The organism is Hymenobacter aquaticus, assembly GCF_004765605.1.
In the GTDB taxonomy this organism is placed as follows: Bacteria; Bacteroidota; Bacteroidia; order Cytophagales; family Hymenobacteraceae; genus Hymenobacter; species Hymenobacter aquaticus.
In genome coordinates, this window is the sequence record NZ_SRLC01000001.1 from 1 (window position 1) to 19,862 (window position 19,862).

Sequence of the window (19,862 nt, forward strand, 5' to 3'; positions counted from 1 at the left end):
GAACAGAGCAGTTAAGCCCCGTAGCGCCTATGGTACTGCCTTCACCGGCGGGAGAGTCGGTCGCCGCCAACCTTTTCAAGCCCTGCCCCCCGCGACTTCGTGCTGCGGGGGGCAGTCGCGTTTTACGCCCTGCCCCCCGCCCCACCCCACCCGGATCCGGCTGGCGCCTCATACCGACGTTTTGGCCTTTAGCAAATACCTGCTATACGGTGATTTTTACAACGTTGTGAAGGGGTAGCTTAGAATTGTTCAGGCCCAAGGCTTAATGAATAAGTGGGGCATCTTATTTTTACAGCTGTATTTTTTATACCAACTGACATCTTCCCCCGCCTTAGCGCTGCTATTAAAAACTATTCGAGTTGGTGAGCTGTTGTTACTGCTTATGCAACTTGATTCAAAAATTACATCGACGGTGCCGGTTTCTGTCCTGGATCTGGCAGCAATTCTTGATGGATTCACTCCAGGAGACACTTTTCGCAATAGCCTGGACTTGGCTCAACAGGCGGAGAAGTGGGGCTACACTCGCTATTGGCTAGCTGAGCACCACAATATGGCCAGTATTGCCAGTTCGGCCACTGTGGTTTTGATTGGTCACATTGCTAATGGGACTTCTTCCATTCGAGTGGGCTCGGGGGGAATAATGCTGCCCAACCACGCGCCTTTGGTGGTAGCGGAGCAGTTTGGCACGCTGGCTTCGTTGTATCCGGGGAGAATTGATTTGGGGCTGGGCCGGGCACCGGGAACTGACCCACTAACAGCTCGTGCTTTGCGGCGGGATGGAAGCAATGGGACTGATTTTCCGCAGCAGGTGCAGGAGTTGCAGGGATATTTGTCGGCGGCAAACAGTGCGAATAAAGTGCGTGCAATACCTGGGGAAGGATTGGATATTCCTGTTTGGCTGCTGGGCTCAAGCACCTATAGCGCACAGCTGGCGGGGTACTTGGGCTTGCCATTCGCGTTTGCCAGCCACTTTGCGCCTACCTATCTGCAGGCTGCTTTAGAAATATACCGCTCCTCTTTTCGGCCGTCAGCATACTTGGATAAGCCGTACGCGGCGGCCTGCGTCAACGTTATCGCCGCCGACTCGGATGAGCAGGCTGAGCATCTGGCAACATCCTTTTACCAGTTTGCCCTGAATATCATTCGGGGCACTTCTAAGCCTTTGCAACCACCGGTGAGTAGCATGCAGGGAGTGTGGCACGAGCTGGAGGAGGAAGCAGTACGGCAGATGATGACGTATTCCTTTATCGGAGGCCCGCAGACGGTGCAGAACCAGCTGCGTTACTTTCTGCAGGTTACCCAGGTTGACGAGCTGATTGCGGTTTCCCACATCTACGACCATACCGCCCGATTACGCTCCTACGAGCTATTGGCATCGGTTAGCAAGTGGTAGGCCTGGCCTGGTTTCTCTCCGGATTCCGGCCAGACCACGCAAAATCATGCGTCTTTGAATAAGTAAGGTGTCTTTGGTTGTTACCTTCACAGACTTATTCTGTTTCAGATGACGCTGACGTATCCCTGGTTCCTGCTCGGACTGCTTGCCATAGCTATTCCCATTGCAATTCACTTTTTCGAGTTGCGCCGGCCGCAACGGTTGCTGTTTACCAACGTTGGCTTTATCCGGGAAATAAAGCTGGTCACGGCCCGGCAGCGTAAGCTCAAGCACTTATTGGTGCTGGCGGCCCGGATCGGGTTTATTGCTTTCCTGGTTTTGTTGTTCTGCCAGCCCTTCATTCCGGCTCCCGAACAAAGCCGGGCCAATGAGGGTGGAATCGTGGCCAGTGTAGTGGATTCGTCGCCCAGCATGGTAGTGGAAGGCGACAAAAACCTGCCGCTGTTCGAGCAGGCGGTGGAAGAAACCCGGGAACTGCCCTCGGCATATCCGGCTTCGGCCCGCTACATGCTGCCGACCGTATCGAATGCCGTGCTGACTCCGACGGCCTTTCAGGCGGCAGTGGAGGGGCTTGCTATTTCCGGGCGCGCCAAAAGCCTGACGACAAGCCTGGAGCGCGCGAAAAATGCCGCTAATGCCCGGCAGGTGTTTGTTTTCTCCGACTTCCAGAAAAACAGCCTGAACCCCCGGCTGCTGCGGGCCGACAGCATTACGCAGCTCTACCTGGTGCCACTGCCGGGCCGGCAAACCGCCAACGTGTATGTCGACAGCGTGCTGCTGGATGACGCCTTCGTGCGGACCGGGGCCGACCTGGGGCTGCGGGTGAGGCTGCGCAACGGCGGCGCGCTGGCGGCCCCGGATTGCCAGGTCAAGGTATTTGTCGGTAACCGGCAGGTGGCGGCGTATCGGGTGGCCGTGAATGCCCACGAAACGGCAGTTTCTGCGGTTCGGGTGCGGTTGGAGGATGGGGCCGCCCAGCAGTGTCGGGTAGAGGTGGAAGATCAGCCGGTGACGTTCGACAACACCTACTACTTCACCCTGCAGGCTTCCCCGCAGATTAGCATTCTGAACGTAACCGGCGCGCAAAGTACCGCCGTTAGCCGGGTCTACAACAACGAGTCGATGTTTGCCTACAATGGCAGCGCGGCGTCGCGGCTGGACTACAGTCGCCTTAATGCGGCCAGCCTGCTGGTGCTGGAGGAAGTGCCCAAGCTGGATAATGCCCTGCGCGAAAACCTGCGGCGGGCCGTAGCCCAGGGCGCCACGCTGGTCATCGTACCGCCGGCGGGCAATGCGGCGACGCAGGAAGAGTACGCGCGCCTGTTTCGGGAGCTGGGCCTCGGCGGAATCCAGTGGCAGGCGCAGGCCGCCGCGCCGGTATTGCAGGAGGTAGCCGCGCCCGATATGCAGAGCCCGTTTTTCCAGGACGTCTTCACGGCTTCCAACCAGCGGGCGGTGATGCCCAAGGTGGCCCCGCTGCTGCGCTGGTCCCGCTCAAGCACAGAAGTGCTCAAAATGCGCAATGGGGACGGATTCCTGGCCGGGTTTCCCAGCGGCAAAGGCATGGTCTACCTGTTTGCCGCTCCTTTCCAGCCGACGTACTCCGACTTCACGCAGCACGCCCTGTTTGTGCCCGTCATGTACCGCCTCGCCATGCTCAGCTACCAGAGCACGCAGCGCATTGCTTACCGGCTCAACCAGAATACCATTGCGCTCCGGCTGGCGGCCCAGACCAAAAACCAGCGGGATGAGCCCGTCGTCAGTCTGCGCAAAGACAGCCTGACGGTTATTCCGGCCCAGCGCTGGGAGGCCGGCACGCTGCGGCTCACGCTTCCGGCGGCCGTGCACGAGCCGGGCTTTTACCAGGTCGTTTATAACGGCAAGGCCGTGGCGACGCTGGCCCTGAACATCGACAAGGCCGAATCGGAGCTGGCTTATTACTCGGCCAACGACCTGCGCCAGCTCATTGGTCGCAACCGGCCCAACGTGCAGGTCTACGAAAGTGCGACCAACCGCTCGGTGGCGGCCCACTACAAAGCCCTGCGCGTGGGTACGCCGCTGTGGCGCTACTGCCTGCTGCTGGCCCTGGGCTGCTTACTGGCCGAAGTGCTGCTGCTACGCTTCCTGGGGCGGCCCAAGTCGGTGCCGGCCGCGGCGGTGGCGGCCTGAGTGCCTACTTTGCCCAAAGTCCTCTATCTTTCCGCTTCACTTGCCAATTATCCGTGCCCGCTGAAGTTTCCCCTGCTCCATCCGTGTTGCGTACGGCCCTGCGCTTTGGCGTCGGGGCCGGCCTGCTCTGTACCCTTTGGCTGGTTGGCCTGCTGCTGACCGGCAACGACCCGTTTGGCCCCAAGCGGCTGATGGTGATTTTCCTGCCCCCGCTGGCCGTAGTCGTCAGCCAGTGGATGCTGCGCCGCATTTCGGCCCCCGAAGGCCCGGGGCTGAAGCGGGCCTTGGCCGTCGGCGCCCTGACGGCGCTGCTGGCCGCTACTACTTCTGCTATGGGCGTGTATGGCGTGGCGCAGCTGGCCGGCGCCGAGCAGATCGAGAAAAGCAAAGCCGCCATGCTGAAAATTGCCGAAGGCTCCCGCGCCGACTACCTGCGGCAGCCGGGGGGCAAGGAGCAGTACGAGCGCACGATTGAGGGCCTGAAAAGCGTGACGGCCCAGGGGCTGGCCACCGACGACTTCGTGAAAAAGCTCCTGTTTGGCCTGTTGCTGAGTGTGCCCGGGGCAATTTTCCTGCGCCGCTAGGATTGCTTACTTTACCGCTCCACTTCTACCAACCACCAAAAAATGGAAACTTCTACTGCCCCCGCCGCTACGCCCGTCTCCGTCGGTATCCGCTACGGCCTCATCACCGGGCTCATCTGGATTGTAGTCGACTTTATTCTGCGGGCTACCGGGCTTTCCTTTAAGTATTCGGTGTACCTGAGCGCCAGCATCCTGGTGTATATCGTGGGTATCGTCATGGCCCACCGCTTCTTCAAGCAAAGCAACCAGGGCTTTATGACCTACGGGCAGGGCCTGCTGATTGTGGTGGTAATGTCCCTTATTTCGGGCCTGCTGTCGGGCATTTTCAACTACGTCTACGTCAACTTCATCGACGCCGACTACGCCCTGCGCATGCGCACCGACTTTGAAGTGTGGATGAGCTCCATGCCCGGCGTGCAGGAAGAGCAGATCGAGAAAAGCATGGCGGATATGACCGACGAGAAAATCAAGTCGCCCCTGCAAATTGGCAAAAGCCTGATGGGCGCGGCCGTGGGCGGCGTTATCACGGGCCTGATTGTCTCTATTTTCACCAAGCATAAACGACCCGAGTTTGAGTAAGCGTTTGTCGTCGCATTTCCCCGTTGAGCTGTCCATCGTAATTCCCCTGCTCAACGAAGCCGAGTCGCTGCCGGAGCTGACCCGCTGGATCAACCGGGTGCTAACCCAGCACGGGCTAACCTACGAGGTGATTCTCATTGACGACGGCTCCACGGATGCTTCCTGGGACGTCATCGAGGAGCTGGCCCAGACCGACACCCACCTGCGCGGCATCCGCTTCAACCGCAACTACGGCAAGTCGGCGGCCCTGAACACGGGCTTCCGCGAAACGACCGGCCGGGTGGTGTGCACCATGGACGCCGACTTGCAGGACTCGCCCGAGGAGTTGCCCGAACTCTACCGCATGATCGTGGAGGAGCGCTACGATTTGGTGAGCGGCTGGAAAAAGAAGCGCTACGACCCGCTGAGCAAAACCATTCCGACCAAGCTCTTCAACGGCGCGACCCGCTGGATTTCGGGCATCAGCCTCCACGACTTCAACTGCGGGCTGAAAGCCTACGACCAGCGCGTGGTGAAGGGCATTGAGGTGTACGGCGAAATGCACCGCTACATTCCCGTCATTGCCAAGTGGAACGGCTTCGGGCGCATCGGCGAAAAGGCCGTGCAGCACCAGGAGCGCAAGTACGGCGTCACCAAGTTCGGCCTGGAGCGGTTCGTCTACGGCTTCCTGGATTTGATGTCCATCACCTTCGTGAGCCGGTTCCGGCGGCGGCCCATGCACTTTTTCGGCACTCTGGGCTCGGTTTCGTTTCTGGTGGGCATGCTGATTACGCTCTGGCTGGTGGCGGAGAAAATCTACCTGGCCCACTACAACCTGCGGGCCCGCGACGTGACCGACCAGCCGCTGTTTTTCCTGGCCCTGGTGGCCGTCATCCTGGGCATGCAGCTGTTTCTGGCCGGTTTCCTGGCCGAAATGGTGCAGCTCAACGGCCCGCGCCGCAACGATTACCTGATTCGGGACAAGCTGAATATTGACTGATACTTTCCCGTTGTCATCCTGAGCCTGTGAAGGACCTTATGGGATACGAACGACTAGCTTAACAGCGTCTCGTGCTACCCTGATAAGGTCCTTCGCAGGCTCAGGATGACAGCTGGTTTTAAGAGCGCAACTGATCTGCATCTGCTTATGAAAGTCGTCATCATTGGGCCGGCTTACCCGTTGCGGGGCGGCCTGGCAACCTACAACGAACGACTGGCGCGGGCCTTCCGCGAAGCCGGCGACGAGGTGCGCATCGTCACCTTCAGCCTGCAATACCCCAACTTCCTGTTTCCGGGCCAGACCCAGTTCAGCACCGAGCCCGGCCCGACGGACCTGGATATCGAGGTCAGCATCAACTCCGTGAACCCCTGGTCGTGGTGGACGGTGGGGGAGAAGCTGCGGCGCGAAAAGCCCGACTTGGTCGTGTTCCGCTTCTGGCTGCCGTTTATGGGCCCCGCGCTGGGGTATATTGCCCGCCGCATCCGGCGCAACCGCCACACCCGCGTGGTAGCTATTACCGACAACGTCATTCCCCACGAAAAGCGGCCCGGCGACCGGCCGCTCACGCGCTACTTTCTCTCGGCCTGCCACGGCTTCGTGACGATGAGCCGCGCGGTGCTGGCCGATCTGCGCCGCCTGCACTTCAAGCAGCCGGCCCAGTACCAGCCCCACCCGCTCTACGACAACTTCGGGGCCCTCAAGGCCAAGCCGGCCGCCTTGCAGGCCCTGGGCCTCGACCCCGCGTTTGGCTACCTGCTGTTTTTCGGCTTTATCCGGGCCTACAAGGGGCTGGATATTCTGCTCGAAGCCTTTGCCGACCCGCGCCTGCGCCAGCTGCCGGTCAAGCTCATTATTGCCGGCGAGTACTACGAGGATGCCGCGCCCTACGAGGCCCTGATCCGGCAGCACGACCTGGAAAGCCGCCTGGTGCGGGCCACCGACTTCATCCCCAACGAGAAGGTAGCCGACTACTTCTGCGCCGCCGACATGGTGGTGCAGCCCTACAAGAATGCTACCCAGAGCGGCGTCTCGCAGATTGCCTACCACTTCGAGCGGCCCATGCTGGTCACCGACGTGGGCGGCCTGGCCGAGCTCATTCCCGACGGTGAAGTGGGCTACGTGGTGAAGCCCACCGCCAAAGCCATTGCCGACGCCCTGGTCGATTTCTACGAGCACCAGCGCGAGTCGGAACTGGCCGCCGGGGTGTGGGCCAAGAAAAAGGAGTTCTCCTGGAGCGAGATGGTGGCCGCGCTGAAGGCGGTGGCGGGGTAGGGCTGGTTGCTGGCAAAAAGCAGCATAACCGCTATATTCAGGCCCCGCCCCAACCTGACTGCTTATGCCCGCTACCCCTTCCTTTGCCGACTTTCTGGCGGCCCTGCCGACCGACCGCCGCCTCGCCGTCGAAACCGTTTGGAATGCGGTGCGAGAGGCCATGCCCGCCGGCTACACCGAGCAGGTGAGCCCCGGGATGCTACAGTTCGTGGCGGGCAAGGAAATGGCCGTGGCGCTGGCCAGCAAGAAAAACTACCTGAGCTTGTACTTGCAGACGCTCTACCATTTTCCCGAGCTGGCGGCCGGATTGCTAGCCGCCGCCCCGAAGCTCAAGATTGGCAAGAGCTGCCTCAATTTCCTGCGTTCCGAAGACCTGCCGCTGCCGGCCTTGCAGGAGCTGCTACAGCGCATCCCCGCTGACGCGTATCTGGCGCGCGTCGCCGCCGTCCGGCAAAACCCGTCCGCCGCTCACCGGTAGGGCCGGTTCCTGCCTGAGCGCCTGGCCCCGGCAGAAGATGCTGGTTGCATCCGGGCCAACGGAAGAAGTACTGCACCCTACGCCGGCACGCTGGCTTGCACGGCCGCGAATACCTTTTCGGCCGGCAGCTCTTCCATGCAGCTGGTGCCCAGCTTGCACGAGCCCCGGTAGAAGCACACGCAGGGCCGGTCGGGCTGCACGAGCTGGCCGCGGCCGTAGAGGTCGAATTCGTAGGGGTTGAAGATGTTGTTCATCAGCACCGTGGGCTTTTGCAGGGCAATGCTGATGTGCATGGCCATCGTTACCTGGGTCACGATGCCGTCCATCTGGTACATCAGGTTGATGAACTGCTCCAGCGGAAAGGTGCCCAGGTAGGTGGCGCCGGTAGCGGCGTGCAGGCGCTGGTTGCGCTCATCCTCGGCCGCGCCGCCCAGCAGCACCGGCGCGTAGCCGGCCGCTTGCAGCTGCCCGATTAGCGTGAGCCACTTCTCGTCGCTCCACAGGCGGGTGGTCCACCTGTCGCCGCAGCCGGTGTTCAGGCCGATGCGGGGCTGGCCCACCGGCAGGGCGTGCCAGTTGTAGCCCTTGTCCTGGTGATTGTCGAACACGTATTCCTCGTGCTGAAACTCGTAGCCGCACAGCTCGAATATTTCCTGCACGTAGGGCTTCTGGTTTTGCTGGCTCAGTTCGTCGAAGACGCCGGTCAGGAACTTGTGGTCGGCCAGGCGGTTGCCGGGCCAGGCCACGCCGTGCTGCGGGTGCAGGGTGTAGCCAAACTTCTGGGTGGCCCGAATCGTGTCGTGCAGGGCGCAGGCTTCCTTGTCCTTATCCAGGTTCAGCAGCAGGTCGAACTCGCGGGCCTGCAAGTGCAGCACGCTGGCCAGATCCAGCCGCAGAATCTCGTCGATGGCCCCGGCGGGCAGAATGGCGGGCGTGAGCGTGAGCCAGGTAATCTTGCTGCCGGGGTACTCCCGGCGCAGGCGGCGCAGCAGGGGCGTGGTCCGGATTACGTCGCCGATGGCCCCGAGCTTGATGATCAGAATCCGCTGCCGCACGGGCGCGTACTCGGGGCAGTCGGCGCACTGGTAGCCGTGCTCCTTGTTGGGGCGGCAGGGAATATCACCACGGAAGTGGCGGCAGTCGGGATGAACGGTAACGCCGTTGAGAGAAGCCATACGGGAAAGAAGTATCCGGCAAAGGTAGCCGAAGGCGGGAAGCGGCGCACAGTCGGGCGGGAAAAAGCCCGATGACAATACTGGTCCGATGCGTTGTGACGTTTGCGTCTGTGACGTTTCAAAACGTCACAGACGCAAACGTCACAACTTCCTTGGTTACTTAGTATATTCAGTACGATGAGCAAGCGCAACTTCTCCCGTCACCGTGGCCCCCGATCCTATCAAAATATTCAGCAGCTCGTGCGGGCCCACTTTGGCCTGAGCCAGCCCGACGTGGCGCGGCTGCTGCACCTGACGCGCGCCGCAGTGGCCATGGATGAGCGAGGGGAGCGTGACATGCCTACGGCGGCGTGGCTGCGTTTTCATCATCTGACGCAGGCCCTGCCCACGCCCGATGGCCCCGCACCCGTACCCGTGGCCGCTCCGGGCTGCCTGTCGGAGGACGCGCAGGCCCGGCTGCGGCTGCGGCTGCAGGGCATCCAGGTGGAAGAATACCCGTTGCGGGAAAAGCTTGCCCGTTGCCAGACGCGGCTGGCCCAGGCCCGGCTCCGCCTGCAGGCGCTGCCAGCCCTGCACCTGGCCTTTCCCGACGAGCGGGGTCAGCGGTGGCTGGCTAACTTCGAAGCCGAGGCCCACGAGATTCTGGAGATTGATGCCGGCCAGCCCGCGCTGCTGGAGCTGCGCCTGCGGGTGCTGGCCTTCGAAGCCGCCGAAATCACTCGGCTGCTGGCCGCGGCGCCCCCTATACCAAGTTGAAGGCCCGGGCGTAGAGGCCCAGCTCGGCGGCCGTTTGGGGCTGGAGCTTCTGGCGGATGTTGCGGCGGTGGGTTTCGGCCGTCTGCACCGACAGGTGGAGGGTTTCGGCAATCTGGGGGGAGCTGTGGCCCAGGGCCAGGTGGCGCAGCACTTCCCGCTCGCGGGCGGTGAGGGTGGCGAAGGTGGCGGCGTGGCGGCGCAGAAACTCGTTTTCCTCGAGCAGGCGCTGCACCCGCAGGGCAATGTGGCTGCTCGGGTCGACGGGCGAGGCCACGCAGAGCAGCAGCAGCGGGGCGCCTTGCGCGTCGTGCAGCAGCAGGCGCAGGGAGGTGAAGTACCACGACCAGGCCTCTTGCGCGTTGGCCCGCACCTGCTGGAAAAACGTCGTCACCGGCCCCAGCTCGTTGCGCTCAATCAGCTCCCAGATCTTGGGCTCGTACTCGGCCGCGTCGGCGGTATTGAAAAAGCGGGCGTGGTAGCCGGCGCCCAGCGCCCGCAGCTCCGGCAGCGTGGTCTGGAGCAGCTCCAGGCCCCACGGCGACATATACTCCACGCCCTGGGTCTGGATGTTGTTGATGATGACCACGCCCGGGTACTGGGCCGCCGTGGCGGCTATTTCTGCTACTTTGTGCGCAATGGCTTCTTCGTTGGACATGCAGTAGGAGGGTGGGAGGCAGGAAAGAAAGAACAGGGCAGCCCAAAGGCCGGCAGCTAACATAGCGAATATTCAATGGCCGTTGCCAACTACCTGGTCCAAACAGCAAAAAGCCGGGACGAACTGCCCGGGCAGTTCGTCCCGGCTGATGGGCCGAGGGGTTTTCGCACTACCTACCCCGCGCGGTGACGCGGGCCGGCGGGCGTTATTCCACTACCAGCTGGGTGCGGCTCAGGCCGGCTTCGAGCAGGTAGAGGCCGGGCGTGAGGCCGGCCGTCGGAACCAGCACCTCCTGGCGGCCGGCCGGGATGCTAACCTGGCGGGCAACGCGGCCCAGGGCATCGCGCAGCACCAGCGGTTGGGCCGTGGGCGCGGGAACTGGTAGTCGCAGCGTGACCGAGGCCCCGGCAGCAGCCGGGTTGGGGTACACGGCCAGCGGGGCTACGCCGGCGGCCTGGCGCACGCCCAGCGGCAGGCCGGCGTTGGCCAGCCGGGCTACGAAGGCGTTACTGCCGTTGGCGCCGGGGTTCGACAGCGTGGTGGAGCCGAAGGTGATGTTGCCGCGCAGGTCGCCGGTGGCTACCAGCGTGCCGGCCGCGTCCAGGGCCACGGCGTAGAACGTGTAGCTGCCGTCGGTGCTGGTGGGGGCGGGGGCCAGCTGGGCGTAGTCCCAGCTCAACGTCGTGGGGTTGAAGCGGGCCGTGAACTTGCGGCCGGCGGTAGGATTTGCCAGGGAGCGGGTCCCAAACGTGTAGGTAATGGCCGACGGCAGGTTGCCTACCATCACGGCGTTGCCCTGCCCGTCAATGCCCAGGGCTTCGGTGTTGCTGGCGTTGGTGCTGCCGCTGTGCCCGATGGTGCCCACCGCGCCCCACTGGCCGGTGGGCGAGAGGCGGGCCACAAACTCGTCCTGGTTCACCGTGGTGCTGCCCAGCTGAATGCCGGTGCCGAAGCCTTCCCCGGCCAGCCACACGTTGCCGGCCCGGTCGTATTGCAGGCCGTTGGAGGCGTAAGCCACGGAAGTAGTGCCGGGGCCGGTTGTTTCAGTGGCCCACGCCCACTGGTTGTTGGCATTGAGCTGCGCCACCACGTTCTTGGATTGCGTGGTGCTAGTGGAGGTCAGGACGTTGCTGCCCAGCGCCACGGAACCATTGCGGAAGCGAAATGCCAGAGCCACCTGGCCCTGGGGACTCACGGCGGCGCGGCTGATGACAAAGCGGCTGGCGCTGGTCGTGCCGGTAATGGTGACGCCCACGGCGCTCAGCCATTGGCCGGCGGCGCTCAGACGGGCCACAAACATGCCCCCGATGGGAGCAGCGGGCAGCGTTGTGTTGCCCAGCGTTACCGTGCCGACATATTCACCCGCTACCACAAGGTTGCCCGCGGCAGCATCCCAGCCTACGCCCAGAACCTGAGTGCCCGACACCCCCGCCAGCCACTGCGGTTGGCCGCTGGCGTTGAGACGGGTAACGAAAGAGGCGAAATCCTTGGTGGTGGTGTAGGTAAAGCTGCCGACCGTAACCACCGTGCCCCCGTTCGGCTTCATCAGCGGGTCGTCGGAGGCGAGTCCGACGGCGTAGGTGTCGCCGGCCGGGCTAACGGCGGCCTGCTCGAAGTATACGCTCTCCCCGTTGCTGGTCGCCTTGAGGGCCCAGAGCCACTGCTGCGCCGGCGAGAGTTTGGCCACAAAGCCGCTGCTGTAGCCGCCGCCACTGGTGAGGGTGGTGCTGCCAAATACGCGGGTAGCGGTAACCCCGCTGCCGGCCCCGTTCTGGAGCACGCCGGCCAGGTACTGGTTGCCGCTGGCATCAATAGCCAGCCCGCGGCCCACCGCGCCGGTATCATTGGTCGGCGTGGGGTTGGTGGGCTGAACAGCGCCGGTCCAGGCGGGGGCCTGGGCCTGGGCGGTAGAGAGGCCCAGAACCGAGGCAAAAAGAGCACAGAGATATACGTTTCGCATAAGCAGCAGCGGTTGAAGGTGAATGTCAACTGCAAAATTCCGCTGGCTCTGGCCCCGCGACAATACCCAGAAGTGGGTATTTGTGTCGTAGCCCTTATATCAGGTCGAAGGCCCGGGCATACTCGCTTAGCTCGAAGGCACTGGTCGCGCCCAGCTTCTGGCGCACGTTGCGGCGGTGGGTTTCGGCTGTTTGCACCGAAATGAACAGCTCGGCGGCTATTTCGGGCGCCGAGTGGCCCAGGGCCAGCAGGCGCAGCACCTCCCGCTCGCGCCGGGTAAGCTGGCCGAAGCGCGGGGCGTGCTGGCGCAGGAAGTTGTTTTCTTCCAGCAGCCGGCTCACCTTGTGGGTTACGTGGTGCAACGGGTCGACGGGCAGGGAGGTCGTGACCAGCAGCAGGGGCTGGCCGGTATCCTCGTCGCGCAGCAGCACGCGCGTGGCGCTCAGGTGCCACACGTAGCCCCCGTCCGGGGCAATGCGCACCTGCTGGAAGATGCTGACCACCGCCCACGGGTCGGAGCTCTGAATCATGGCGTACACCTTGGGCAGCAGGTCGGCCGAGTCGGCGGGGTTGAAGTACTTTTCCCAGTAGCCGGGGCCCAGCGCCTGGAGCGCGGGCAGCGTGGTGCGCAGCTCCCGCAGCCCGCGCTCCGACATATACTCGACCCGGTCGACGAGCAGGTTGGCAATGATGATGACGCCCGGATGCAGGTCGGCGGAGACGGCAATTTCGGCCACGGCGGCGGCCATGCGGGCCTGCTGCCGGGCGGTGGCCGGCTGCTGCTCGGTGGGAGGCACGAGCAGGGGAGTAGGGTGGGAGTCAGCCATGCAAAGGGTGGGTAGAGAACGGGAATAGGCCGCGTAATATATAGCCCATCCGGGATTCGTCCAACCGGCTCCGGCCCGCCGCGGCTAGAGGCCCACGTAGGTGTGCGGCGTAATGGCCCGCAGCTCCTGCTTCACGTCCTCACTCACCGCCAGCCCGTCGATAAACGACTGGATGCTGCCCGCGGAAATAGCCTCGCCGGTGCGGGTCAGGGCCTTGAGGGCGTTGTAGGGGTCGGGGTAATTCTCACGGCGCAGGATGGTTTGCAGGGCTTCGGCCACCACGGCCCAGTTGGCGTCCAGGTCGCGGTGCAGGGCCGCTTCGTCGAGGGCCAGCTTGTCGAGGCCGCGCTGCAGGGAGGTCAGGGCAATGAGGGTGTGGCCCAGCGGCACGCCCAGGTTGCGCAGCACCGTGGAGTCGGTCAGGTCGCGCTGCAGGCGGCTGATGGGCAGCTTGGCCGCCAGGTGCTCCAGCACGGCGTTGGCCACGCCCAGGTTGCCCTCGGCGTTTTCGAAGTCGATGGGGTTCACCTTGTGCGGCATGGCCGACGAGCCCACTTCCCCGGCCTTGATGGTCTGGCGGAAGTAGCCCAGCGAAATGTACTGCCATACGTCCCGGGCCAGGTCAATGAGAATCGTGTTCAGGCGCTTGAGCCCGTCGCAGGTGGCGGCCAGGTGGTCGTAGTGCTCAATCTGGGTGGTGGGCTGGCTGCGGTGCAGGCCCAGGCGGTTGTTCACGAACACGTCGGCAAACTGCTTCCAGTCGACCTGCGGATACGCGACCTGGTGGGCGTTGAAGTTGCCGGTGGCCCCGCCGAACTTGGCCCCGAACGGCACCTGAGCCAGCAGCTCCACCTGGGCATCGAGCCGGGCCACAAACACCTGGATTTCCTTGCCCAGGCGCGTGGGCGAGGCCGGCTGCCCGTGGGTGCGGGCCAGCATCGGCACGGCTTCCCACTCGGTGGCGCGGGTGGCCAGCTGGTTGCGCACCTGCGCGTAGGCCGGCAGCAGCACGTGCAGCAGCGCGTGCTGCAGGCTCAGGGGCACGGCCGTGTTGTTGATGTCCTGGGAAGTCAGGCCGAAGTGAATAAACTCCAGGTAGCCGCCCAGGCCCAGGGCCGCGAACTTGTCGCGCAGGAAGTATTCCACGGCCTTCACGTCGTGGTTGGTTACTTTCTCGTGGGCCTTCACCGCTTCGGCATCGGCCTGGCTGAAGGCGGTGTAGAGGCCGCGCAGCTGCGGGAATACGGCCGCGTCGACGCCCTGCAGCTGGGGCAGGGGCAGCTCACAGAGGGCAATGAAATATTCCACTTCCACCAGCACCCGGTAGCGGATCAGAGCCAGCTCGGAGAAATAGGCCGCCAGGGGCAGCGTTTGGCGGCGGTAGCGCCCGTCGAGGGGCGAAACGGCGGTGAGGGGCGAGAGGGCAGCGTAGTCGGCAGCAGCAGTCATTACGTAGAAAGAAGTTGGCCAGAGTGCGTCAAAGGTAGCAAATGAGGCGGCGCGGCTACGGCCGCGCGGCGCTTTTCGCTACCTTTGTTACCCGAGCAGCGGCAGGTCCGGCCCGGACTTGGCACAGGCCGGCCGCTTCTATCTCCCTCTTCCCGTGCGCGTGACATCAGCTACAAAGAAAAAAATAGGCATCGGCCTGGGCATCCTCGCGGTGCTGCTGGGCGTGGCCCTGGGCGTATTTTTGTTTAAGCGGCAGGAGCTGCTGGACTACGCCCTGCAACAGGTAAAAGCCAAGGTAGAGCGGAAATATCCAGTGGCCCTGACGCTGGGTGCGGCCCGCTTCACCGACCTGAACACCGTGCGCATCGACGGCATGAGCATGGTGCCGACGGCCACCCCGCAGGACACGCTGCTCCAGGCCCGGCAGATGACCGTCTCGCTCAGCGTCCGGTCGTTGTTTGCCGGCCGGCCCGTGTTCAGCAACCTCGAAATCAGCGACGCCCAGCTGACGGCCCGCAAGACTGCCCAGGCCGACAACTACTCGTTTCTGTATAAGAAAAAGGGTGCTAAGCCCACCGTGGCGCGCGACACGACCAAGGGCGTGAACTACGGCCTGCTGGCCAACCAGCTGCTCGAAGCCAGCTTCGACAACATGCCCGAGGAAGCCGACTTCCGCAACTTCCTGGTAACCTACGACAGCCCCCGGCACCGGGCCCGCATCACGATGCCCCGCCTGGCCATTGAGGACGGCGACATCAGCGGGCAGCTCACGGCCGTGGTCGACTCGGTGGAAAACCGCGTGGGGGTGCTGGGCCACATCGAGCCCGGCGACTATGCCCTGAACGCGGAAGTATTCGGCCTGAACCGCCGCCCCGTGACCTTGCCTTACGTGCTGCGCCGCTACGGGGCCCGGGTGCAGTTCGACACGCTGCGCCTGAGTTTGACCGACAAAGACCTCGACGACGAGGAGCTGACCGTGCGCGGCACGGCCTCGGCCGCCAACTTCATTGTGAATCACCCCAAGCTCTCCGACCGGGACGTGCGCTTCCCGCGCGGCGGCATCGAGTTTGTGGCCCGGCTGGGGCAGGCCTTTGCCGCCCTCGACAAAGGCACCAAGGTGACGCTGAACCGCATGCAGTTCTTTCCGGTGGTGAGCGTGCGCAAGCTGCCGGTGAACGAGCGGGTGGTGGGCAAGCTGATCAACGGCGTGCGGCGGCGCAGCGAAACCCTGGCCGGCCTGCAGGTGAAAGCCGACGTGGAATCGGCCGAAACGCCGGCCAATACGTTTTTCGAGGCCCTGCCCGAGGGCATGTTCAACACCCTGGAAGGCATGCGGGGCGAAGGCACGCTCACCTACCGCCTGCACCTGAACCTGGACATGAACCAGCTCGACAGCCTGGAGTTCAACTCCGGCCTGACGCCCAAGAACTTCCGCATCAGCCGCTTCGGCCGCGAAAATCTGAACAAGCTCAACGAGGAGTTTCCCTACACGGCCTACAACGACCAGGGCGACTCGGTGAAAACCTTCCTGGTGGGTCCGTCCAACCCCGATTTTACGCCCTACAACGAGGTGGCGGACTACCTGAAAGGGGCCATCATGACGGCCGAAGACCCGCGGTTTATGACCCACAAGGGCTTTATGGAAAAGGCTTTTGTGAAGTCGGCCATTCAGAACATCAAGGAAAAGCGCTTCGCCCGGGGCGGCAGCACGATTTCGATGCAGCTGGTGAAAAACGTATTCCTGACCCGGCAGAAAACCGTGACCCGCAAGATTGAGGAAGCCCTAATTGTGTGGCTCATCGAAAACACCCGTCTGGTGTCGAAGGAGCGCATGTTCGAGGTGTATTTGAACATCATCGAGTGGGGGCCGAAAATCTACGGCGTCCATGAAGCGTCGCGCTTTTACTTCGACAAGCAGCCCGGCAACCTGAACCTGTCGGAAAGCCTGTACTTGGCCAGCATCATCCCGCGGCCCAAGCGCTACCAAGCGTCGTTCAACCAGTACGGCGAGATGCGCAGCTCGGCGCGCTACTTCCACCGCCTCATTGCCGACCTGATGGAGCGCAAGGGCATGATTTCGGAGGGCGACCGGGAAAGCGTGACCTACAGCCTGAGCTTCCCCGGCCGGGCCCACGGCTCCATCTTCCGCGCCGTGCGCCCCGATACCACCCGCACCGTGTTTGCCGCCGACTCCTCGCAGTTTGAGCCCCTGAACCTGATTGACCTGCTCGGCGGCGAGGCCCCCGACGCCGGGGTGAACACCAACGCCACCCCGCCGGCCGGCACGACCCCGCCCAAGCCGTAACAGCACGAGTAACTAGCAAAAAGCCCCGCCGAAGAAATCCGGCGGGGCTTTTTAGTGGTAGGCGAAGCTGCGGCCGGCGCCCGCCGGGCACTTACTCCGGCGTGTCCGAAACGGGCGGCACCAGCGGCGCGTCTTTCTTGGGAAACAGCAACGACAGCAGCACCGAGCCCAGCAGCAGGCAGCCCACCACGCCGAGCGACCAGCTCATGGGCAGCTCGTAGAACTCGGCCAGCAGCAGCTTGCCGCCGATGAAAATCAGGATGAGGGAAAGGCCGTAGTGCAGGTAGTGAAACAGCTGCATGAGGCCCGCCAGCGCGAAATACAGGGCCCGCAAACCTAGCAGGGCAAACACGTTGGAAGTGTAGACGATAAACGTGTCGCGCGAAATGGCCAGAATGGCCGGAATGGAGTCGGCGGCGAAGACCACGTCGGTAGTTTCCACCATCACCAGCACCACGAACAGCGGGGTGGCAAACAGCAGCCGCTCCTTGCGCACGAAAAACTTGCCGCCTTCCAGCTTGCTGGTAATGGGCAGGTGGCGGCTCAGAAACTTCACCACCGGGTTGTCGTCGGGGTTGATTTCGGGCTCCCCGGCGCTGAGGGCCATTTTCACGCCGGTATACACCAGGAAAGCGCCCAGCACATACAGCAGGAAGTGGAACTTGGCCAGCAAGGCTGCCCCGGCCAGAATAAAGATGGCCCGCAGCACCAGCGCCCCGATGACGCCCCAGAACAAAATGCGGTGCTGATACTGCAACGGTACCTTGAAGTAGGTGAAGATCAGCAGGAACACGAACAGGTTGTCGACGCTGAGCGACTTCTCAATCAGGTAGCCGGTCAGAAACTCCAGCGCCGCCTGCTGGCCCATAGTGCGGTAGACCAGGTAGTTGAACGTCAGGGACAGCGCAATCCAGAACGCACTCCAGCCCAGTGCTTCCCGAATATGCACCACGTGCGCTTTGCGGTTGAGCACCAGCAAGTCGAGCATGAGCATGAGCAGCACGAAGGCATTGAACCCAACCCAAAACAAGGGAGTGTTTTCCATAAGTCCAGGCGACGCGGCCAACGATGCCGGCGTATGGTGGGCTTACCGGGTTTCGCCGGCCGGGGTTGCGGCCGATGCCGAAACGGCCGGCGCGGATGGGGCCGCCGGGCCACGCTCAAACGAGCGGAACAGGCTGCTGAGCTTCATCTGCACCACCCCAAAGAAGGCTTCCTGGAAAATGCCCTTGGTCATCTTGGACGTGCCCCGGGTCCGGTCGGTGAAGATAATCGGCACTTCCTTGATGCGGAAGCCGTATTTGTAAGCCAGCCACTTCATCTCAATCTGGAAGGCGTAGCCCACGAACCGGATGCGGTCCAGCGGAATGGTGCGCAGCACGCGGGCCGTGTAGCACTTAAAGCCGGCCGTGGCGTCGGCAATGGGCATGCCGGTAATCATGCGCACGTAGGCCGAGGCAAACCACGACATGAGCACCCGGTCCATGGGCCAGTTGACCACGTTTACGCCCTGAATGTAGCGCGAGCCGATGGCCAAATCGTAGCCGTCCACGGCGCAGGCCTCGTAGAGGCGCACCAGGTCGTCGGGGTTGTGCGAGAAGTCGGCGTCCATCTCAAACACGTACTGGTAGTTGCGCTGCAGGGCCCAGCGGAAGCCGTGCAGGTAGGCCGTGCCCAGGCCGAGCTTGCCGCTGCGCTCCTCCAGAAACAGGCGGTCGGGAAACTCGTGCTGCAAGCCGCGCACCACTGCGGCCGTGCCATCGGGCGAGCCGTCGTCGATGATGAGCACGTCGAAGCCTTTGGGCAGCGAAAACACCTTGCGGATAATCAGCTCCGCGTTTTCGCGCTCATTGTAGGTTGGTATCAGGACGAGCCCATCATTCATAGTCGGCCAAAGATAAAGATTCAGTTTGCGCCCTGTGCAATTTTTTCGGCCAGATTCCGGGCGTGGCGGATGCAGTCGGGGACGCCCACGCCCGTGCGCCAGTTGGCCGTGCTGTAGATTCCGTAGGCAAGTAGCTCGTCGGCAGCGGCATGGGCCGCCACGATGCGCTGGTCGAACTGCGGAATGGCCCGCTCCCAGGAGTACCGGTATTGCCAGACGGGTTGCACCGCCCGAATGCCATACAGCCGGCACAGTTCGGCGTGCACCTGCTGCTGCTGCTGCTCGGCCGACTGCCGGGCCTGCGCCTCATACTGCGTACCCCCAACAAACGTGGTGAACAAAACGTGTCCGGCCGGCACTCTATTTGGGTAGATGGAGCTGGTCCAGATGCTGCCGGCGGCGTAGGGCTGTTCCACTTTGGGGTGCAGCGCCCCGAAGCCGTCCAGCGGATGCGTAACGTCGGCACGCTGGTAGGCAGTATACACGGCCGTCATGGGCGGATAATACACCTGACCCAGCGCCGCGGCCTGGGCTGGAAACAGCGGCTGGAGCAGCGGGGCCGCCGCATAGGTCGGCAGGGCCAGCACCAGTGCGTCGTAGGGTTCGGCCTGAGGGCCGGCGGCCGTGGTGAGCCGGTACTGGCCCTCGGCCGTGCGCGTGAGGCCCGTTACGGCCGCGCCGAAGTGGGCGTGGGTGAGCTGGGCGGCCAGGGTCTGGGTCATGGTTTGCAGGCCGCCTTGCAGGGAAATGATGCGGCGGCGGGTGCCGGGCGTGCCGCCTTTGGCCAGGCCCTTGAGCACCGAGCCGTAGGTCTGCTCCATTTCCACCAGTTTGGGGAAGGTCTTGTGCACCAGCAGCTGTTCCGGGTCGCCGGCGTAGATGCCCGAGATAAACGGGTTCAGCGCGTAGTCCACGATTTCGGAGCCGAAGCGGCGGCGGAAAAAGTGCGCCAGGGTTTCGGTCGGGTCGGGCGTTTGGGCCGGGCGGCGCAGCTCGCGCAGCATGCCGAGCTTGCCCTTCAGACTAAAAAAGCCGCTGAGCAGCAGGCCGGGCGGCGAGCCGGGCAGCTTCTGGTAGCGGCCGGCGCGCAGCACGTAGCGGTTGGCACTGACGGCGGCGGTGTCCTGAATCTGGTCGGTGAGGTGCAGGTCGACCAGCAGGTCGCGCAGCTCGTCGCTGAGTTGCAGGGAGTTGGGGCCGGTTTCGAGCAGGTAGCCGGCCTGCTGCTCGGAGCGGATGTTGCCGCCGGCCACGGGGCTGGCCTCAAACAGGTCGTAGGCCACGCCGGCCCGCTGCAGGTAAAAAGCCAGGGTGAGGCCCGAAATACCGCCGCCAAGAATTGCAATCCGCATGGTGCGCTGGGTTAGAAGCAGGCAAAGGTAACGGGCGCCGCGTTA

At 63.4% G+C, this 19,862-nt stretch carries 17 protein-coding genes; 9 read left to right on the forward strand and 8 right to left on the reverse strand.

Annotation, left to right across the window (positions count from 1 at the left end; all coding sequences use genetic code 11):
- Nucleotides 1-265 precede the first annotated feature (265 nt).
- From E5K00_RS00005 to E5K00_RS00035, 7 genes are all read left to right on the forward strand, one after another.
- On the forward strand, nt 266-1,393 hold the full coding sequence (locus E5K00_RS00005; protein WP_394346309.1) for an LLM class flavin-dependent oxidoreductase: 1,128 nt from the start codon (nt 266-268) through the stop codon (nt 1,391-1,393).
- A 108-nt stretch (nt 1,394-1,501) separates the two neighbouring features.
- A complete protein-coding gene (locus tag E5K00_RS00010; RefSeq protein WP_135460555.1) occupies nt 1,502-3,562 on the forward strand; it encodes a BatA domain-containing protein in 2,061 nt (686 codons plus the stop codon).
- 83 nt (nt 3,563-3,645) lie between these two features.
- Nucleotides 3,646-4,146 (forward strand): DUF4199 family protein, encoded by a 501-nt coding sequence (locus E5K00_RS22685; RefSeq protein ID WP_167856678.1) that lies wholly within the window; start codon nt 3,646-3,648, stop codon nt 4,144-4,146.
- A gap of 42 nt (nt 4,147-4,188) precedes the next feature.
- On the forward strand, nt 4,189-4,725 hold the full coding sequence (locus tag E5K00_RS00020; RefSeq protein WP_135460557.1) for a DUF4199 domain-containing protein: 537 nt from the start codon (nt 4,189-4,191) through the stop codon (nt 4,723-4,725).
- Nucleotides 4,718-5,704, forward strand: a complete 987-nt coding sequence (locus E5K00_RS00025; protein WP_135460558.1) for a glycosyltransferase family 2 protein — start codon at nt 4,718-4,720, stop codon at nt 5,702-5,704. The genes E5K00_RS00020 and E5K00_RS00025 overlap by 8 nt, the downstream gene beginning before the upstream one ends.
- Before the next feature lie 147 nt (nt 5,705-5,851).
- Nucleotides 5,852-6,976 (forward strand): glycosyltransferase, encoded by a 1,125-nt coding sequence (locus E5K00_RS00030; RefSeq protein WP_135460559.1) that lies wholly within the window; start codon nt 5,852-5,854, stop codon nt 6,974-6,976.
- Between the two features lie 64 nt (nt 6,977-7,040).
- A complete protein-coding gene (locus E5K00_RS00035; RefSeq protein ID WP_135460560.1) occupies nt 7,041-7,454 on the forward strand; it encodes a DUF1801 domain-containing protein in 414 nt (137 codons plus the stop codon).
- A 77-nt stretch (nt 7,455-7,531) separates the two neighbouring features.
- On the opposite strand, the gene E5K00_RS00040 is transcribed toward E5K00_RS00035, so the two are convergent.
- Nucleotides 7,532-8,629, reverse strand: coding sequence for a glycosyltransferase family 9 protein (locus tag E5K00_RS00040; RefSeq protein ID WP_135460561.1), 1,098 nt, complete (start codon nt 8,627-8,629; stop codon nt 7,532-7,534).
- 177 nt (nt 8,630-8,806) lie between these two features.
- On the opposite strand from E5K00_RS00040, the gene E5K00_RS00045 reads away from it, so the two are divergent.
- Nucleotides 8,807-9,385, forward strand: coding sequence for a hypothetical protein (locus E5K00_RS00045; RefSeq protein ID WP_135460562.1), 579 nt, complete (start codon nt 8,807-8,809; stop codon nt 9,383-9,385).
- Here the strand turns inward: E5K00_RS00045 and E5K00_RS00050 are convergent.
- From E5K00_RS00050 to purB, 4 genes are all read right to left on the reverse strand, one after another.
- The gene (locus E5K00_RS00050; RefSeq protein ID WP_210114261.1) at nt 9,372-10,040 is read right to left on the reverse strand and encodes a response regulator transcription factor; all 669 of its coding nucleotides are present in this window, start codon (nt 10,038-10,040) and stop codon (nt 9,372-9,374) included. The two genes, E5K00_RS00045 and E5K00_RS00050, sit on opposite strands and share 14 nt — an antisense overlap.
- 205 nt (nt 10,041-10,245) lie before the next feature.
- Nucleotides 10,246-12,000, reverse strand: a complete 1,755-nt coding sequence (locus tag E5K00_RS00055) for a hypothetical protein (RefSeq protein ID WP_135460563.1) — start codon at nt 11,998-12,000, stop codon at nt 10,246-10,248.
- Nucleotides 12,001-12,094: 94 nt separating this feature from the next.
- Nucleotides 12,095-12,826, reverse strand: coding sequence for a response regulator transcription factor (locus tag E5K00_RS23240; RefSeq protein WP_317128861.1), 732 nt, complete (start codon nt 12,824-12,826; stop codon nt 12,095-12,097).
- A gap of 84 nt (nt 12,827-12,910) precedes the next feature.
- Nucleotides 12,911-14,275 carry an adenylosuccinate lyase gene (gene purB, locus E5K00_RS00065; protein WP_135460564.1) on the reverse strand — a complete coding sequence of 455 codons (1,365 nt, stop codon included), beginning with the start codon at nt 14,273-14,275 and terminating at the stop codon, nt 12,911-12,913.
- A gap of 160 nt (nt 14,276-14,435) precedes the next feature.
- Between purB and E5K00_RS00070 the strand changes: the two genes are divergently transcribed.
- Complete coding sequence (locus tag E5K00_RS00070; RefSeq protein WP_135460565.1) at nt 14,436-16,580, forward strand: transglycosylase domain-containing protein; 2,145 nt, start codon at nt 14,436-14,438, stop codon at nt 16,578-16,580.
- 91 nt (nt 16,581-16,671) lie between these two features.
- Here E5K00_RS00070 and E5K00_RS00075 read toward each other — a convergent pair whose 3' ends face one another.
- Genes E5K00_RS00075 through hemG form a run of 3 tightly spaced genes read right to left on the reverse strand, consistent with a single transcriptional unit; the run spans nt 16,672 to nt 19,817 of the window.
- The gene (locus tag E5K00_RS00075) at nt 16,672-17,625 is read right to left on the reverse strand and encodes a TerC family protein (protein ID WP_135460566.1); all 954 of its coding nucleotides are present in this window, start codon (nt 17,623-17,625) and stop codon (nt 16,672-16,674) included.
- A gap of 42 nt (nt 17,626-17,667) precedes the next feature.
- Nucleotides 17,668-18,465 carry a polyprenol monophosphomannose synthase gene (locus tag E5K00_RS00080; RefSeq protein WP_135460567.1) on the reverse strand — a complete coding sequence of 266 codons (798 nt, stop codon included), beginning with the start codon at nt 18,463-18,465 and terminating at the stop codon, nt 17,668-17,670.
- Between the two features lie 20 nt (nt 18,466-18,485).
- Nucleotides 18,486-19,817 (reverse strand): protoporphyrinogen oxidase, encoded by a 1,332-nt coding sequence (gene hemG, locus E5K00_RS00085; protein WP_135460568.1) that lies wholly within the window; start codon nt 19,815-19,817, stop codon nt 18,486-18,488.
- Nucleotides 19,818-19,862: the final 45 nt, after the last annotated feature.

Bases quoted from the DNA above. Each gene is read 5' to 3' on its own strand.
- E5K00_RS00030 (WP_135460559.1), top strand. From the start codon at position 5,852: ATGAAAGTCGTCATCATTGGGCCGGCTTACCCGTTGCGGGGCGGCCTG.
- E5K00_RS23240 (WP_317128861.1), bottom strand. From the start codon at position 12,826: ATGGCTGACTCCCACCCTACTCCCCTGCTCGTGCCTCCCACCGAGCAG.
- hemG (WP_135460568.1), bottom strand. From the start codon at position 19,817: ATGCGGATTGCAATTCTTGGCGGCGGTATTTCGGGCCTCACCCTGGCT.
- E5K00_RS00010 (WP_135460555.1), top strand. From the start codon at position 1,502: ATGACGCTGACGTATCCCTGGTTCCTGCTCGGACTGCTTGCCATAGCT.
- E5K00_RS00035 (WP_135460560.1), top strand. From the start codon at position 7,041: ATGCCCGCTACCCCTTCCTTTGCCGACTTTCTGGCGGCCCTGCCGACC.
- E5K00_RS00080 (WP_135460567.1), bottom strand. From the start codon at position 18,465: ATGAATGATGGGCTCGTCCTGATACCAACCTACAATGAGCGCGAAAAC.
- E5K00_RS00020 (WP_135460557.1), top strand. From the start codon at position 4,189: ATGGAAACTTCTACTGCCCCCGCCGCTACGCCCGTCTCCGTCGGTATC.
- E5K00_RS00040 (WP_135460561.1), bottom strand. From the start codon at position 8,629: ATGGCTTCTCTCAACGGCGTTACCGTTCATCCCGACTGCCGCCACTTC.
- E5K00_RS00045 (WP_135460562.1), top strand. From the start codon at position 8,807: ATGAGCAAGCGCAACTTCTCCCGTCACCGTGGCCCCCGATCCTATCAA.
- E5K00_RS00050 (WP_210114261.1), bottom strand. From the start codon at position 10,040: ATGTCCAACGAAGAAGCCATTGCGCACAAAGTAGCAGAAATAGCCGCC.
- purB (WP_135460564.1), bottom strand. From the start codon at position 14,275: ATGACTGCTGCTGCCGACTACGCTGCCCTCTCGCCCCTCACCGCCGTT.
- E5K00_RS00075 (WP_135460566.1), bottom strand. From the start codon at position 17,625: ATGGAAAACACTCCCTTGTTTTGGGTTGGGTTCAATGCCTTCGTGCTG.
- E5K00_RS00005 (WP_394346309.1), top strand. From the start codon at position 266: ATGAATAAGTGGGGCATCTTATTTTTACAGCTGTATTTTTTATACCAA.
- E5K00_RS00055 (WP_135460563.1), bottom strand. From the start codon at position 12,000: ATGCGAAACGTATATCTCTGTGCTCTTTTTGCCTCGGTTCTGGGCCTC.